This window comes from Cutibacterium namnetense, assembly GCF_001642025.1.
GTDB lineage: Bacteria > Actinomycetota > Actinomycetes > Propionibacteriales > Propionibacteriaceae > Cutibacterium > Cutibacterium namnetense.
In genome coordinates, this window is the sequence record NZ_LWHO01000007.1 from 19,724 (window position 1) to 34,850 (window position 15,127).

Below are 15,127 nucleotides of genomic sequence, written 5' to 3' on the forward strand. Positions count from 1 at the left end.
GGTGCCCCTTACGGCACTGACGTCCCCATGAAATCGATCCCCATGGGAACCAATGACAAGGAGCACTGATGCACTCAGCAACCAGGCTGCGACGACCCCGATCGGCAATACACGTCCTCATCTGTCTGTTGCTCATCTTGGCAGGAGCGATTGGAGCAAGCCTCATCCAGACCGGAGGCGGCCATATCGCCGTCCAAGGGCTCAAAATCCCTGGCAAGGACGGAACTGTAGTTAGTGCCGACCTCTTCCGACCCGACACCGCAACAGCAACACACAAGGCCCCTCTCATCGTCGTGACGCCAGGATTCCAGCGCACCAAAGAGACCCAGATCTCCTACTCCCTGGAACTCGCCCGCCGCGGATACGTCACCCTCGTCGTCGATCCGTACAACCAAGGCGAATCGACCTCCCAACCTCCCCACAGTGACGACCCCAGTATCCAGACGGTCATCGACTACGTTTCGCGTACCGACGCTCTCAACTACGTCGATAAGGCCAAGATCGGCATCACTGGCCATTCCGCAGGTGGATCCCAAGTGCGCCACATGGCCGCAGAATACGGCACCAAGGAAGTCAAGGCCCTCAAGAAAGCTAAGACTCCCGACTCCCCCGGCGGCACGACGATCACGAAGGAGGAGCGCGAAAAAGCCGAACAACTCAACCCCATCCGCTCCGTCTTCATCTCCGGTTGGTTACAACAACTAAACGCCAAGAAGCTCAAAAACATCCGGTCCAATGTCGGCATCGGCTACGCCCTCTACGACGAAGGCAGCTACCGCAACAAGAACCACAATGGCGATCTACGTCACGCCCCAGAAGCCATTGCCGTCATCAACTCTGGTCTACCCAAGTCACAACACGTCGATCACGTAGTCATCGGGAAAGGCTACGGATCAGCTGCCGATCGAACCTACCGCGTGGCATATAACGACCGGACGATTCACCCGTTCCAACCACTCACTCCCAGCGCTATCGGGTCGATGATTCAGTTCTTCGACGACACTATTGGCGCTCCGCACCAGATGAGTACCTCCAACCAAACATGGTGGCTCAAAGAACTCTTCAACGGCCTGTGCCTCGTCGCAGCGCTGGCCATGCTCGTGCCCCTGACGAAACTGCTTCTGACAATTCCGTGGTTGTCAGAAGCTCGCACCGACATCTCCCCTGCCCCATCGAAGCCCAAGGGCAAAGGCGCGGTGATGTTTTGGACAATTTTCACCATCTCAGCAACCGTTGCCTGCGTAACCTTCATCCCGTTATCGGTAGCTAGCCAGCACATCTTCTCGGCCGCAGCCAACAAACAAAACGGCTGGTTCTTCCCCGGACGAATGGTTAACGGGGTCGTGCTGTGGTCGCTAGTTAACGGCCTGCTAGGCCTCATCCTGTTGTGGATCAGTCACGTCATATCAAAGAAACACGGCGACGACGAAGCCAAAGACTGGGGAATTCGGATGAACTGGGCCCAGACCGGACGGACCCTCGCCCTAGCCCTGCTCGTCATCGTCATCTTCTACACAATCCTGGCAGCCACCTACGGCTTCTTCCACGTTGACTACCGACTTTTCGTGGTAGCTGCCCGCCCGCTAACAAAACGCTGGTTCCTCATAGCACTGACCTATGTGCCAGCCTTGTTCCTGTTCTTCTTCTCGAACTCGTTGCGAGTCAATACCTCTATGCGATTCAACAACCAACGTCGCTGGGTCAACTGGCTCATCATCGCGCTGGCCAATTCCATCGGCCTGGCAGCCATCTTCGTCATCCAGTACGTCACACTCTTCTCGACCGGGACGGTGTTCTGGACGACGAACTGGCTGTACGTCAACATGCTGCAATCTCTGCTACCCATGATGGTGGTACTGCCGCTGTTCAACCGCGCCTTCTACCATGCCACCGGGCGGGTATGGCTCGGCCCGATCGTCACCACCACGATCTTCGCCCTGATGGCATTAGGTGGATCGGTGGCGTATATCCCCATGTTCTGAGTGAGGGCCGCAATGCGCCCAGACACGTCAGCCTCATGGCCCGAGGCGCACATCACTCGGAGGGGACGTCCTCCTGCGGCGGTTGCCATGTCAGAGGAAGAGGGTGAGCCGGGTGGAGCGCCACGTCGTCTTGCCGAACCGACTTCACTCTTCCAACCTCACTTCCCCGGTATTCAAATCGACACGTGACAATGCCGTGCCCCGAACCCCACACCCAGCCACGTCCATACTCGTCGTGAATGAGATCAACCCCAGGAGGCCAATTACGCCCGTCAAAAGATCGACGTCGTCCAAAAGGCCCCGGCTGGATGGGGGTGATCTCCTCGGTGACCTCGGGCTCGTCGAGCAGCCTCCCTTCGCCGTCAACGGTGAAAAGTTCCTCCTGGGCACACGTGGTGAAATTCGACACCCCAACACCCAGCAAACGCACTCCCTCGCGCAAGTCAAGGGACTCCAGCATCCGCACCGCCAGCTGGGAGATCCTCTCAAGCGAATCGGTGGCTCCCGTCAGGGTCACCGACCGCGACCAGCCAGTAAAGTCGGCCATCTTCGCCTTAAGGGTGACAGTACGAGCGAACTGCCCAGACTTCTTCAACCGACCACACACCAAACCCGCATGACGCTCCACAATCTGACGACACTCCTCGCGATGGGTGAGGTCATGCTCGAAGGTATCCTCCACTGAGATCGACTTAGCGATTCGGCTGGCCACTACCGGCCGGTCATCCCGCGCCCGCGACAGGGCAACAAGACTCGCCCCCGCAGCATGGCCCAACTCATGAACCAGCTCGGACTCCCGCGCAGCCCGAACGTCAGCGATAGTGCGAAGCCCCAACTTCTCCAACCGCTCCGCCGTAACCGGCCCGACTCCAGGGATAGCCCGGGCTGGTAAAGGCGCGATGGTATCAGCCTCAGTACCGGGAGCGATGAGAGCGATCTGATCGGTATGGCCACGTTGCGGCTTGGCCATCTCAGAGGCAACCTTGGCCATGAATTTGCTCGACCCGATACCCACCGAGCAACTCAACCCCTCGGTGCGCTCTGCCACCCGGGCGCGCAATTCAACGGCAACTTGATACAAAGCGTCAAAGTTCTCGACGTCGATGTCACCGGCTTCTAGATCGACAAACGCCTCGTCAAGACTCAATGGCTCGACAAGCGGCGAGAGCTCCCGCAACGTCGCCATGACAGCCTTCGAAGACTCTCGATAGGCCTCGAACCGTCCGGACAAAAACGCGGCGTTCGGGGCCAGCCGACGGGCCTGCGACCCAGCCATCGCCGAATGCACCCCGAATTTGCGGGCCTCATAGGAGGCCGTCGCGACCACTCCTCTGCCACCGACCCCACCGACGATGATAGCCTTGCCAACCAAGGAAGGCTTATCCCGCTGCTCCACCGAGGCGAAGAACGCGTCCATGTCCAGGTGGAGGATCGACGCCGTCGATCTCATGCCCGGCGCCGGTACCCGACGAAGTCGAAGCCGTCACGAGGCTCGCGGCGGACCTCCACCCACACCGCAGGGTCAATGGCAGGGAAACGCACCGCACCATTCGGACTCTGATGAACCTCGGTGATGTCGAGCTCGTCGCACAACTCGAAAGCGTCGGCGTAGATCTGCCCACCTCCGGCAACAAAACAGATCTCCTCGCCGGCCTCCCGCGCCATCTCGACGGCCTGACACAGGCTAGTTGCGACGTCCACCCCCTCATGGGACCAGTGCGGGTCGCGGGTGCAGATGATATGACGACGCCCAGGAAGCTTGCCGACCTGCTCAAAAGTACGACGCCCGAAGACCAACGTATGGCCCATCGTCACAGCCTTAAAACGACGAAAATCCGCACTAATGTGCCACAGCATCTCCTGTCCCGATCCGATCACGCCGTTATCGGCGACGGCGGCGATCGCGACGACCTTCATCGATCCTCCTGCGACTCCTCGGAACACTGACCCCGGCACCCGGTCAGACCGCAACCGGGGCGGGCAGCGCCGGATATGGGTCGTAGCCGGTCAGCGTAATGTCGGACAACTCGAACTCGTCAATGTCACGGATATCCGGATTGACGGTGAGCGTCGGTAGGTGACGCGGCTCACGCTCCAACTGCTCATGGACCTGGTCGAGGTGATTGAGATACACGTGAGCATCACCCAAAGTATGAACGAACCGCAACGGTTTGAGCCCGGTCACCGATGCCACTAGATGGGTGAGCAGAGCATATGAAGCGATATTGAACGGCACTCCGAGGAAGGTGTCACCGGAACGCTGGTACAGCTGGCAGCTCAACCAAGTCGGCTCACCCCGATCATCCGGTGTGACGTAAAACTGGAACAGGGTGTGGCACGGCGGCAGGGCCATCTCCTCGATCTCGGCCACATTCCACGCCGAGACAATGTGACGACGCGACCACGGATTAGTACGAATCTGCTCAACCACCTTGGCAATCTGATCAATCGTGCCACCGTCACCGTCGGGCCAAGACCGCCATTGATGGCCGTAAACCGGCCCTAAATCACCGTTTCCGTCGGCCCACTCGTCCCAGATATGGATGCTGTTATCGTGCAGCCAACCGACATTGGTATCCCCGCGCAGAAACCACAGCAACTCCCCGAACACGCTGCGGGTGTAGATCTTTTTCGTCGTCACCAGCGGGAACCCCTCACGCAGATCAAAAACCATCTGGTGCCCGAACACACTGAGGGTTCCGGTGCCGGTGCGATCCTCGCGGCGCACGCCCTCCGCAAGAATCCGCCGCAACAAGTCGAGGTAGATCTGCATTCAGCGACCCTCCAGATGAGCGACAACTGCCGGAACGATCGCGCGAACAGCTTGTCCCCGGTGACTGATGGCATCCTTGACTTCTGGTGTCATCTCAGCACTCGTGAGGGCACCGGGCTGGGCATCGGGAACAAACATCGGGTCATAGCCAAAACCGTTCTCCCCGCGGGCCTGCGAGATGATCCGCCCCTCCATCGTCGCCACCTTGGTGATCTCGGTGCCATCTGGGTCGACAAATGCCATCGCACATACGAACCTACCGTGACGACGCTCATCCGGAAGGTCGAAGGTCTGATCGAGCAGCAACTGAAGGTTGCGCTCGTCATTGGCCTGAGGACCCGACCAGCGTGCCGAACGGATACCGGGCATCCGGTTGAGGGCGTCAACTTCTAGCCCGGAATCGTCAGCCAGAGCAGGCAAATCGGTTTCGTGGGCGGCAGCACGGGCCTTGATGAGGGCGTTCTCCACAAAGGTTCTACCGGTTTCCTCCGGCGCCGGGGCATCGCTGACCTCCGACAAGCCGACGATCTCGACGTCGGTGCCTGCACCCTCGAAGGTGCGACGCAGCTCGACCAGTTTCTTAGCGTTATTGGATGCCAGCACGATCCGGCTCACAGCGTCACCCCCAAGGCCTCGGACTGGGCCTGCTTGAGGGTTGCGCAGCCGCCAGCAGCTAGATCGAGCAACTCGTTGAGCAGAGTGCGGTTAAAGGGGGCACCCTCGGCCGTTCCCTGGATCTCGACAAAGTCCCCACTGCCGCTCATGACGACGTTCATGTCGGTGTCGGCACGCGAATCCTCCTCATAGGCAAGATCAAGCATCGGGACGCCGCCGACGACACCAACCGAGATAGCCTGCACTGATCCAGTGATGGGTTCGCTCACCAGTCCGCGACGCTCCCGCAACCAGTTCACGGCATCAACCAAGGCGACGTAGGCACCGGTGATCGAGGCAGTGCGGGTACCACCGTCAGCCTGTAGCACGTCGCAGTCGAGAATAATGGTGTTCTCTCCTAGCGCCTTGTCGTCAACGACAGCACGCAGGGAACGCCCTACCAGACGCGATATCTCATGGGTACGGCCTCCGATCTTGCCCTTGCGGGACTCGCGACCAGACCGCTCATTGGTGGCACGCGGGAGCATCTCATACTCGGCGGTAACCCATCCCAGCCCGGACCCCTTGCGCCAGCGCGGCACACCCTCAGTGACCGAGGCATTGCACAGCACAGTGGTGCGTCCAAAGCTCACCAGCACCGATCCCTCAGCCTGGGACAACCAACCGCGTTCAATTCTGACGTCCCGCAACTGATCCAGGCCGCGTCCATCAAGTCGAGAAGTCTCACTCACATCGCCAAGGGTAGTGGGCCGCACCGACACACAGTGGTCGCGAAAACGCCACCAGGCGAGAGTCAGCCTCGGACAACCGCGCGGTCACCGAAAGAGCGCACATCGGCATGAACCGACTGCACATCGTGGACGAATCCCTCCATCAGTCGTCGCCCCAGTCTTTCAAAGCGCTCAGCATTCCCCGTGGTGAGGAAATAGCGGCTCGACTCGCGAGGCTGAGAGTGCAATAGCCCAGAGTCAGCCAGCAGGGAGTAAGACGCGCGAGCACACTGCTGAGACGAAGAAATAAGGGTGACGCCGTCGCCTAAGACGTACGAGATGAGCCCAGCCAGCAGCGGATAGTGAGTGCACCCCAAGATGAGAGTGTCACAACCAGCCTCCTGGATAGGCGTCAAATACTCCCGAGCAATAGCCTCGAGCTCCGATCCGCTGGTGATCCCCGCCTCAACGAATGGGACGAACTTCGGGCAAGCCTGAGTCGTCAACGTGATGCCGGGCACCGCAGCTAGCGCATCCTCATAGGACAGGGAGCGAGCTGTCGCCTCGGTACAAATAACGCCGATCCGCCCATTACGAGTCGCAGAACTAGCCCTACGAGCCGCTGGCATGATGACATCAACAACCGGCACCTCGTAACGTTCCCGGGCATCTCTCAACACCGCCGAGGATGCGGTATTGCATGCGATAAGCAGGGCCTTAACGCCGTGGGCGACAAGTCGGTCGAGGCATTGCAGGGCATATTGTCGTACGTCGGCGATGGTCTTCTCACCATAGGGAGCACGGTCCGTGTCGCCCAGGTAGACGATGTCTTCGTTAGGCATGAGGTCGACGACGGATCGAGCCACCGTCAGTCCTCCGAATCCGGAGTCGAAGATGCCGATCGGCGAGTCGACAACGTCGAAATCAGGCTCGGTCACGGCTTGACACACTACCGCGCGATCGTCACCAAGCGACCACCCCGGGAGTTTTCACGACGTTCGCCTGACGAAAACTCACCCCTCGTGATGACATTGAGGTAAGGCTTGGCTATTCTCTGAGGGTGCGTTGGGGATTCCGACGCCGCCAAGGACATCAAGGGGGATCAGGATGACGAGGCCCATAAACCGCAGCATCGCGAACAACTCGGTCGTCGTACCGCTCAGTTCATTGCCAACCGGGCAAGGCGCGACCATCGAGGACATCGCTGTCGACTGCGCGGACCATATCTGTCACCGTCTCCACATGCTCGGTTTTGGGCGCGGCCGCGAGATCACCAAGATTCGCCAGGCACCCTTCGGTGGCCCCATGGTCTTTCACGTCTGCGACGTCCAGATGTGCCTGCGTCGCGCCCAGGCGGACATGATCATGGTCCGCCCGATACCCCAGGCGCAGCCGGCCACTCAACAGTGCGTCGCCGCTGCCGCTGCCGCTGCGTGACCTTCCTCCTTCACCCCACCTTCACCTTACGCAACCCGATTTGCGTCGATCCGAGGTTTCCTGATGCCCACACCCACCGCAACGTCCTGCCATGCCGTTCCGACAGCAGCGCCGGCAAAAGGCTCACCCAAACTGGACCTAGTGGGTTCCCCCAACGGAGGCAAGACGTCGGTCTTCAACCAACTCACCGGCCTCCATGCCAAAACTGGCAACTATCCCGGAGTCACCGTCTCTCGCAGTACCGGCGTCTGCCGGATTGGCAAGGATGAATACGGCATCGAAGACCTTCCGGGCGCCTATTCCCTGACCCCTATCTCCCCAGACGAAGCCGTCGTCGCCGAAGCCCTGGACGGATCCCTCGAAAACGTTCAAGCCCCTGACGCCGTCCTCGTCGTCACCGATGCAACGGCCCTACGGCGGTCACTACTACTCCTCGCCGAGACCCTAGAACGCAAACTTCCCACCGCCGTCATCGTCACCATGACCGACGAACTGAGACGCCGCGGCGGCAGCCTCGACATCACCGCTTTGTCCCAAGCGCTAGGCGTGCCTGTGGTATCCGTGATCGCTAATCGTGGCATCGGCATCGGGGAACTGCGTCACCTCATCAGCGAGTGGCAGACCTGGAGCCGCCCCCCAGTGTCTCCGCCCACCGCCGCCGATGAACTCGCCGGATGGGTGGACTCAGTGCTCACCAGCGCCGGCTACCAGGATCCCCAGCCCGACACCCGTACCGAACGCATCGACAAAGTACTTCTGCACCCGGTATTCGGAACGATCATCTTCTTCCTGGTGATGTTCCTGTTCTTCCAGGCCCTCTTCACCTGGGCGGCACCACTCCAGGACGCTATCGACAACGCCTTCGGCTGGCTCGGCGGATGGGTCGATAACAACATCTCTAACCCGGTGCTGGCAGGCCTGCTAGGCGACGGCATCATCGGCGGCGTCGGTGCAGTGCTGACCTTCGTCCCCCAGATCTTGCTGATGTACCTGCTCCTGGCGCTACTTGATGCGGTGGGCTACATGTCGCGAGCGGCATTCCTCATGGATAAGGTCATGAGCCGTGCCGGGCTGGAGGGGCGAGCCTTCGTCGCTATGCTGTCCTCCTTCGCCTGCGCCATACCCGGCATCATGGCTACACGGACCATTCCCTCGGCCAAGGACAGGATCGCCACGATGCTCGGCGTCCCGCTGGCCACCTGCTCAGCTCGTCTGCCAGTCTACGTACTCCTAGTAGGGATGCTCATTCCCAACGCCGCACAGGTCGGGCCGTTCTCAGGGCGAGGGGTCGCGATGTTCCTGCTCTATCTGCTTGGTGCAGTCTCGGCGATGACAGCGGCATGGGTCGTCAAAAAGATCACCGACCGCTCCGGTCTTCTACTGCCCTTCTACATGGAGATGCCGCCATACCGCATTCCGACCCTACGGTCCGTGGGCATCGCAATGTGGGAGCCCACTAAGGCATTCCTGCATAAGGCCGGAACCATCATCATGCTGACGACCATCATCATCTGGGCCCTGACGACGTTCCCGATGCGGTCCAACGCTGAGCTCACCAAGGCCGGGATCGACCCCGGCAACGACGTCGCGGTAGCCGCCTACACCATGGACCACTCCATCGCTGCGAGAGTCGGCAAAGCTGTAGAGCCAGTATTTGAACCGCTGGGATTCGACTGGCGGGTTGACGTCTCCCTCATCGGCTCCCTGGCTGCCCGCGAGGTCGCGGTATCGTCCCTAGGCCAGATGGCCTCAGCCACCGATCCCGAAGACGATACGGAAGTCGCCCAGCAGCTCGACCGTTGGACATGGACCCACGGAGAACATCAGGGGGAGAAGATCTTCACCCCGGCGACCATCGTCGCCCTCATCCTCTTCTTCGCTTACGCCCTGCAGTGCATGTCGACGGTCGCGATCATGAAACGCGAGACTGGCGGATGGAAATGGCCCGCGATCGCTTTCGGTTACATGTTTGTGCTGGCGTGGATGATGGCCTTTATCGGTCATCTCGTGACGAACCTGCTGATCTGATGAAACTCGCTTCTCGCCCTTCTGCCGCCGTGCATCCTGAGGCAACTGCCGACCGCGACACCCTGCGTTGGGTGGTTTCGGGGGTTTCATTGCCCTTCGCCGGATTGCTGGTGAGTGCGCCCGGCCTCGACGAATTCCTCGACCGAGTGCGCGTGGAAGTGACGGTCGGCGCTGTCACGGCCACTGTTATCGACAGTACTTGGGAACGCATCGGTGCTGGCTTCCGGACTGCCTTGACGACGGCCCTAGAACACACCGACGCATGGGTGAGCGGCCCTGATTGCCAGCCCCTCAACGAGATCGAGACTCTGCGTCGATGCGCCGACGAACTCATCGATGGGCCCGTCGGTGCAGTTGCCGAGATGCACGGTGGATCAATCGAACTAGTCGACGTGTCGGTCGACGGCGAAGAGCACAGAGTCGACGTCGCTATGAAGGGAGCATGCCGAGGTTGCCCAGCAGCCATCATGACCCTTCATCAGCGCCTGGAACGCCAGCTGAGTCTACGACTGCGCGAACCGGTCACCGTACGAGAAATCTGACGCCTACTCCGACAACTCCACTTCAACGAGCACCTCCACGATGAAACCGAGCCACTCGTAGACGCCCTCCTCCTCGGCTTCCAATTCGTCCTGGGCCGCCTGAGCGACTTGATCGGCGGCGGTCTGGTCGATGATCCCTAGTCTGGCGGCCATCATGCCACGTAGCGCATTGACAGTGCGAAGCCATCGTTGCGTCATTTCAGGGTCCATGGAGATACGGCCGGTTCGGTGCAATACCTCCATATCAGTGCGCAAGGTCTGAGCGTCTTCCCACCTCGCCGCGACGTCCTCGGCGTCATGATCGACATGGAATTGCGCATCTGCTGAGTCGTCGTCACGGTAGGCGCTCGGCAGAATCGATCGACGCACCTCGTCGTCCTCCTGAAGCCCAGAAAACTGGCTCTCCCAAAAAACGAACGGGTCCTCGCCCGACATCGGATGCGCAGGAGCGGTACGCAGACGCGACAAGGCCTCCATATAATGGCCCAGAGCGATCTCGATGCCGATAATTTCGACATGCTCTAGGTACCACACCCAATGGTTCCGGGTGCCCTCGATCCTCACTCCTGGCCGCCTTTTTCGACCGAGGCCTGCAACCCGTAGCCGTGCATGGCATGCACGGCGGCCTCCATCTCTTCCTTACTACCCTCGGCTACCGTCGCTCGACCCTGGTTATGTACCTGGATCATAAGCTGGGTGGCGCGTTCGCGCGGGTACCCGAAATACCTCATAAACACCATCGTCACGTAGTCCATGAGATTCACCGGATCGTCCCAGACGACCGTCGTCCACGTCGAGTCCTGGTCGTCAAGGCGGTCAGTCCGTGCGATGGGTTCCGCGATGGCTACAGACATGTGCTTATTCTGTCACCCACGTGAGACAGAATAAGCACACTGCCGCACACGCCGTTGAGAACGCACCCCTCTAGACTGTGACTCATGTCGACCGCATTGTTCACCGACCACTACGAGTTGACCATGGTCGAGGCTGCCATGGCATCGGGAACCGCCGACCGGCGCTGCGTCTTTGAATTGTTCCCCCGTCGCCTGCCTGAAGGCCGCCGCTACGGAGTCGTCGCCGGCACCGGGCGAGTGCTTGACGCTATCGAGAACTTCCGGTTCACCGACGAAGAAGTCTCCTTCTTGGAACGCACCGGCGTAGTCGGCCCGCAGATGGCCGAGTGGCTGTCACACTACCGATTCACCGGCTCCATCCACGGTTACGCTGAAGGCGATCTATACTTCCCCGGTTCCCCACTACTCACTGTTGAGGGCACCTTCGCAGAAGCTTGTCTACTCGAGACCATGCTGCTGAGCGTGTACAACCACGACTCTGCTATCGCCTCCGCCGCATCCCGCATGGTCATGATGGCTGAAGGCCGCTCAATCATCGAGATGGGTTCACGACGCACCCATGAGGAGTCCGCAGTGGCAGCCGCCCGCGCCGCTTGGATCGCCGGTTTCGGCCCAACCTCTAATTTGGCTGCTGGAATCCGCTATGGCGTCCCCACCTCTGGCACCGCTGCCCATGCCTTCACCCTCCTTCATGACACCGAGGAGGATGCTTTCCGCGCCCAACTGGCTGCCTACGGGCAGAGCACCACCCTGCTAGTCGACACCTACGACATCGACAATGCGGTACGCACCGCCGTCCGCCTCACCGAGGGACATCTCGGCGCAGTCCGCATCGACTCCGGTGATCTATCCATCGTCGCCCGGCAGGTCCGCGATCTGCTCGACGACCTCGGTGCCACCGAGACCCGCGTCATCGTCACCAGCGACCTCGACGAGTGGCAGATCGCCGCCCTACGCGGTGCTCCCGTCGACGGATTCGGTGTCGGAACCTCCCTGGTGACCGGTTCAGGAGCTCCGACCTGCTCCTTCGTCTACAAGCTGGTCGCGCGCGCCATCTCAAACGATCCCGACGCCGAGCTACTGCCGGTAGCCAAGAAATCGTCCCACAAGAACACCGTAGGCGGACGCAAGTACGCGGTACGCCGCATTGGCTCAGGGGGGACAGCCACCGCAGAGGTCGTCGGGGTGGGCCAGCAGCCAGCCATCGGCGCTGACGACCGCAATCTCATCGTCCCACTCATCGTCAACGGCGACGTTGTGGGCCGTGAGCCGCTGGCAGCAGCGCGTAAACGTCACCAGGCTGCTATCGCCGAGCTGCCGATCTCCGGACGACGCATTTCGCGTGGCGACCAGGCCATCCCGACGGTCATGGTAAGGCAGGGCAACGACGGCGCTGACACGGTTCTTGGTGCCTCCCTCTCCTAAACCACCACACCCCAGGAAACGTATCCAGGGCACACTGAACATGTGACAAGCGGGTCAATTACGGCCCAAAATCGACCCAAAAGCCCCTTATGACGCGGTTTTGGGCTTGACTGAGGACCGACAACCGCTAGTGTCAATGAGTAGGAACACGGCAACAAGCCGAAACCGAACACAGTCCATTTGAGGAGACCCCATGACCAAGTCCGAGCTCATCAAGGCCGTCGCCAAGCAGGCCTCGCTCACTGAGGCCCAAACCAACGAGGCCGTTAAGGCTCTCACCGACGTCATCACCGCCGCTCTGGCTAAGGGCGAGAAGGTGCAGCTGCCCGGTCTGTTCACCGCCGAAGCCGTTGAGCGTCCCGCTCGCAACGGCCGCAACCCCCGTACCGGCGAGTCCATGACCATCCCGGCTCACAAGGCTGTCAAGATCTCGGCTTCCAGCACCCTCAAGAAGGCCGTCGCTGACTGAGCGACCACTCGGGGTCGTTGGACCTCTCAACGTTTGGGGCCCGGTGCTTATGTGGCACCGGACCCCAGTTTTTCGTTATCACGCTCGCGCCAACCGCTCACCTGTCACGCATGACGGTGACTTCTCGTTCATGACTTGGGACAGCCGCGCAGCCCGCTCATCAGTGAAGACCTCCTCCAGCCACATCGGAGAACCATCCGGATGGCTGAGAGGGACCCGCCAGTTCGGATATTCATTCGTAGTACCCGGCAGGTTTTGGGTCCGACGATCCCCCACTGCGTCAGTCAGGGTGACGTTGAGCACCTTTGACGGGGTACGAGTAAGCATGCGGTGCATCGCTAACACGATCTCCTCCTCGGAGGGGTTATCCCCCGCCAAGACGCCACGCGCACGCAGGATGGCGATCCAGGCGGCAGTCTGACGGGCTGCCGCAGCACGCTCGTATTCGACAGACTCAGTGAGCAGTCCCAGCTCACTACGAACCTCGACGTGATCACCAGCCAGGTACCCAGTGGTGGGAGGCAGATCATGGGTCGTGACCGAACTCATGGCATACTCGCGCCACTGCTCAGGGGCCAGCGGGTTGCCGTCCTCGCCATTCTCAAACCACAGTACTGAGGTGCCCATGATGCCACGTTCACGCAAGTAGGCACGCACCCACGGTTCCACCGTCCCCAGGTCCTCGCCCACGACGAGGGCACCAGCCCGGTAAGCCTCTAACGCCAAAATACCGACCATAGCTTCGTGGTCGTATCGAATGTACGTACCCATGCGCGGGCCAAGACCAGCGGGAACCCACCACAGCCGGAACAGACCGAGAATATGGTCAATACGGATGCCACCGGCGTGACGCAAAGCAGCCCGCACCATGTCGCGGAAGGGCTGGTATGCCAGATCGGCGAGAACGTCGGGGCGCATCGGGGGCTGGCCCCACTCCTGTCCAGCCTGATTAAAAGCGTCAGGCGGCGACCCGACGGAAACGCCGTCAGCAAAGAGTTCCCCAAGCATCCACGCATCGGCTCCGGCACCGGAAACGCCGACGGCCATATCGCAGATAAGCCCCAAAGACATCCCGGCGTCGCGTCCGGCAGATTGGGCCGCTGAAAGCTGCTGGTCAGCGATCCACTGCAGCCACATGAAGAAGTCGACGCGTTCCTCGTGGGCCCGTACAAACTCCGAGACGGCACGATTGTTGGGGCGCTGGTACTGCCTGGGCCAGGTACGCCAGTCGTTGCCGTATACCTCCGTCAGCGCACACCACGTCGCGAGATCTACCAGACCAGTGCCGCGCAGCCTGCGAAATGCCTGGTAGGACAATTCCCTGGATCCCTGCAGACCAAGGGCATGAATCGCTTCTAGCACTGACAACTTGGCGCTCCAAGAAAGATCTCGATCGATCGCCGCAACATCGGCTGCTGCCTGGGCTCGAGCCGAACACGCCTGCGAGCGCTCACCGGCGTCGAGGTCGGCGTACTCCGGGATGATCTCGGGGCGCACATACAGCGGATTAAGGAACAGGCGGCTGCAAGGCAGATACGGAGACGGCTCGATCGGGGAAACAACCTGGCTGGCGTGCAACGGATTCACGAGCACGTAGTCAGCCCCCTGAGTGGCCGCCCAGGTAGACAGGTCTGCCAGATCGGAAAAATCGCCCATTCCCCACGAGGTGCGAGAACGAGTCGAATACAGCTGCACGGCATGACCCCAGACCCGAGACGACCCCATCGAACGGGGAAGCCCGAGCCAATTCGGAGAGACAACAAGCGTAGAGGTCACGCGATGATCCATGGTCGTCGCGACGATCGCATGGTAACCCAGCGGCAAATCGCCAGGGATGCCAAAGGTCGCCTCACCGATCCAGCGATCGTCTACTTGCCGATCAGGATTCCAATTGTCGACCTGCCAACACTCGCGGCGTTGCCCGTCCTCGCAGATGACGTGAACCTCCACCCGCTCCCCTGCATTGACGTGGACGTCAACGCGCCCCTCCTGGCCCTCACGTAGAACCACGATCCCGGGCAACACTCGACGCCACGTCCGGTTAGCCACCTCGTGGCACGCGCGTTCGGCACGTTCCGGAGTCGACGCATCGACTCCCAAGCCATCCAAGACAGCGATAACGGTCGCCTCCCCGACCTCGGTGTACTGGCCCTTCCAGTCGTGATACTCACGAGCGATACCGAAATGATCGGCCAGGGTCGTCAGGTGGGGATCTGTCAAGGACATGACGGCCTTTCGGCGCCCCAATCGCCGGGGCGAATATCGGGATCAGACAGCTTGTGCCAGGACGAC

15 protein-coding genes are annotated in these 15,127 nt (G+C 60.8%); 6 read left to right on the forward strand and 9 right to left on the reverse strand.

Going from position 1 to position 15,127, the window contains the following annotated elements; translation table 11 throughout:
• Window positions 1-68 precede the first annotated feature (68 nt).
• Window positions 69-1,982 carry an alpha/beta hydrolase gene (locus A5483_RS07965; protein ID WP_063811475.1) on the forward strand — a complete coding sequence of 638 codons (1,914 nt, stop codon included), beginning with the start codon at window positions 69-71 and terminating at the stop codon, window positions 1,980-1,982.
• A 52-nt stretch (window positions 1,983-2,034) separates the two neighbouring features.
• Here the strand turns inward: A5483_RS07965 and A5483_RS07970 are convergent, their stop codons facing one another.
• The 6 genes from A5483_RS07970 to murI are packed head-to-tail and all read right to left on the reverse strand — an operon-like array spanning window position 2,035 to window position 7,018.
• On the reverse strand, window positions 2,035-3,432 hold the full coding sequence (locus A5483_RS07970) for a DNA polymerase IV (RefSeq protein ID WP_063811476.1): 1,398 nt from the start codon (window positions 3,430-3,432) through the stop codon (window positions 2,035-2,037).
• Entirely contained in the window at window positions 3,429-3,899 is a 471-nt protein-coding gene (locus A5483_RS07975; RefSeq protein ID WP_002549281.1) for a dihydrofolate reductase, read from the reverse strand. The genes A5483_RS07970 and A5483_RS07975 overlap by 4 nt, the downstream gene beginning before the upstream one ends.
• A gap of 43 nt (window positions 3,900-3,942) precedes the next feature.
• Window positions 3,943-4,755, reverse strand: coding sequence for a thymidylate synthase (locus A5483_RS07980; RefSeq protein ID WP_063811477.1), 813 nt, complete (start codon window positions 4,753-4,755; stop codon window positions 3,943-3,945).
• A complete protein-coding gene (rdgB, locus tag A5483_RS07985; protein WP_063811478.1) occupies window positions 4,756-5,370 on the reverse strand; it encodes an RdgB/HAM1 family non-canonical purine NTP pyrophosphatase in 615 nt (204 codons plus the stop codon).
• The gene (gene rph / locus A5483_RS07990; protein ID WP_063811479.1) at window positions 5,367-6,131 is read right to left on the reverse strand and encodes a ribonuclease PH; all 765 of its coding nucleotides are present in this window, start codon (window positions 6,129-6,131) and stop codon (window positions 5,367-5,369) included. The genes rdgB and rph overlap by 4 nt, the downstream gene beginning before the upstream one ends.
• A 32-nt stretch (window positions 6,132-6,163) precedes the next feature.
• Window positions 6,164-7,018: a glutamate racemase gene (murI, locus tag A5483_RS07995; RefSeq protein ID WP_063811508.1), complete on the reverse strand. Its 855-nt coding sequence runs from the start codon at window positions 7,016-7,018 to the stop codon at window positions 6,164-6,166.
• Between the two features lie 181 nt (window positions 7,019-7,199).
• Between murI and A5483_RS08000 the strand changes: the two genes are divergently transcribed.
• From A5483_RS08000 to A5483_RS08010, 3 genes are all read left to right on the forward strand, one after another.
• The gene (locus A5483_RS08000) at window positions 7,200-7,517 is read left to right on the forward strand and encodes a FeoA family protein (protein WP_193790462.1); all 318 of its coding nucleotides are present in this window, start codon (window positions 7,200-7,202) and stop codon (window positions 7,515-7,517) included.
• 141 nt (window positions 7,518-7,658) lie between these two features.
• Window positions 7,659-9,545 (forward strand): ferrous iron transporter B, encoded by a 1,887-nt coding sequence (feoB, locus tag A5483_RS08005; RefSeq protein ID WP_002549215.1) that lies wholly within the window; start codon window positions 7,659-7,661, stop codon window positions 9,543-9,545.
• A complete protein-coding gene (locus A5483_RS08010; protein ID WP_063811481.1) occupies window positions 9,545-10,087 on the forward strand; it encodes a NifU family protein in 543 nt (180 codons plus the stop codon). The genes feoB and A5483_RS08010 overlap by 1 nt, the downstream gene beginning before the upstream one ends.
• 3 nt (window positions 10,088-10,090) lie before the next feature.
• Here A5483_RS08010 and A5483_RS08015 read toward each other — a convergent pair whose 3' ends face one another.
• Window positions 10,091-10,651 carry a DUF2017 family protein gene (locus tag A5483_RS08015; RefSeq protein WP_002549213.1) on the reverse strand — a complete coding sequence of 187 codons (561 nt, stop codon included), beginning with the start codon at window positions 10,649-10,651 and terminating at the stop codon, window positions 10,091-10,093.
• Window positions 10,648-10,941, reverse strand: coding sequence for an ATP-dependent Clp protease adapter ClpS (gene clpS / locus A5483_RS08020; protein WP_063811482.1), 294 nt, complete (start codon window positions 10,939-10,941; stop codon window positions 10,648-10,650). Before clpS ends, A5483_RS08015 begins: the two co-directional genes overlap by 4 nt.
• A gap of 84 nt (window positions 10,942-11,025) precedes the next feature.
• On the opposite strand from clpS, the gene A5483_RS08025 reads away from it, so the two are divergent.
• Window positions 11,026-12,366 (forward strand): nicotinate phosphoribosyltransferase, encoded by a 1,341-nt coding sequence (locus A5483_RS08025; RefSeq protein WP_063811483.1) that lies wholly within the window; start codon window positions 11,026-11,028, stop codon window positions 12,364-12,366.
• Window positions 12,367-12,559: 193 nt separating this feature from the next.
• The gene (locus A5483_RS08030; protein ID WP_002549218.1) at window positions 12,560-12,835 is read left to right on the forward strand and encodes an HU family DNA-binding protein; all 276 of its coding nucleotides are present in this window, start codon (window positions 12,560-12,562) and stop codon (window positions 12,833-12,835) included.
• Between the two features lie 78 nt (window positions 12,836-12,913).
• Here the strand turns inward: A5483_RS08030 and malQ are convergent, their stop codons facing one another.
• On the reverse strand, window positions 12,914-15,061 hold the full coding sequence (gene malQ, locus A5483_RS08035) for a 4-alpha-glucanotransferase (RefSeq protein ID WP_063811484.1): 2,148 nt from the start codon (window positions 15,059-15,061) through the stop codon (window positions 12,914-12,916).
• Window positions 15,062-15,127: the final 66 nt, after the last annotated feature.

Excerpts from the sequence above, each read along its gene's own strand:
- A5483_RS07970 (WP_063811476.1), bottom strand. The coding sequence starts at position 3,432 with ATGAGATCGACGGCGTCGATCCTCCACCTGGACATGGACGCGTTCTTC.
- A5483_RS08025 (WP_063811483.1), top strand. The coding sequence starts at position 11,026 with ATGTCGACCGCATTGTTCACCGACCACTACGAGTTGACCATGGTCGAG.
- clpS (WP_063811482.1), bottom strand. The coding sequence starts at position 10,941 with ATGTCTGTAGCCATCGCGGAACCCATCGCACGGACTGACCGCCTTGAC.
- A5483_RS08030 (WP_002549218.1), top strand. The coding sequence starts at position 12,560 with ATGACCAAGTCCGAGCTCATCAAGGCCGTCGCCAAGCAGGCCTCGCTC.
- A5483_RS08010 (WP_063811481.1), top strand. The coding sequence starts at position 9,545 with ATGAAACTCGCTTCTCGCCCTTCTGCCGCCGTGCATCCTGAGGCAACT.
- A5483_RS07965 (WP_063811475.1), top strand. The coding sequence starts at position 69 with ATGCACTCAGCAACCAGGCTGCGACGACCCCGATCGGCAATACACGTC.
- A5483_RS07980 (WP_063811477.1), bottom strand. The coding sequence starts at position 4,755 with ATGCAGATCTACCTCGACTTGTTGCGGCGGATTCTTGCGGAGGGCGTG.
- malQ (WP_063811484.1), bottom strand. The coding sequence starts at position 15,061 with ATGTCCTTGACAGATCCCCACCTGACGACCCTGGCCGATCATTTCGGT.
- A5483_RS07975 (WP_002549281.1), bottom strand. The coding sequence starts at position 3,899 with ATGAAGGTCGTCGCGATCGCCGCCGTCGCCGATAACGGCGTGATCGGA.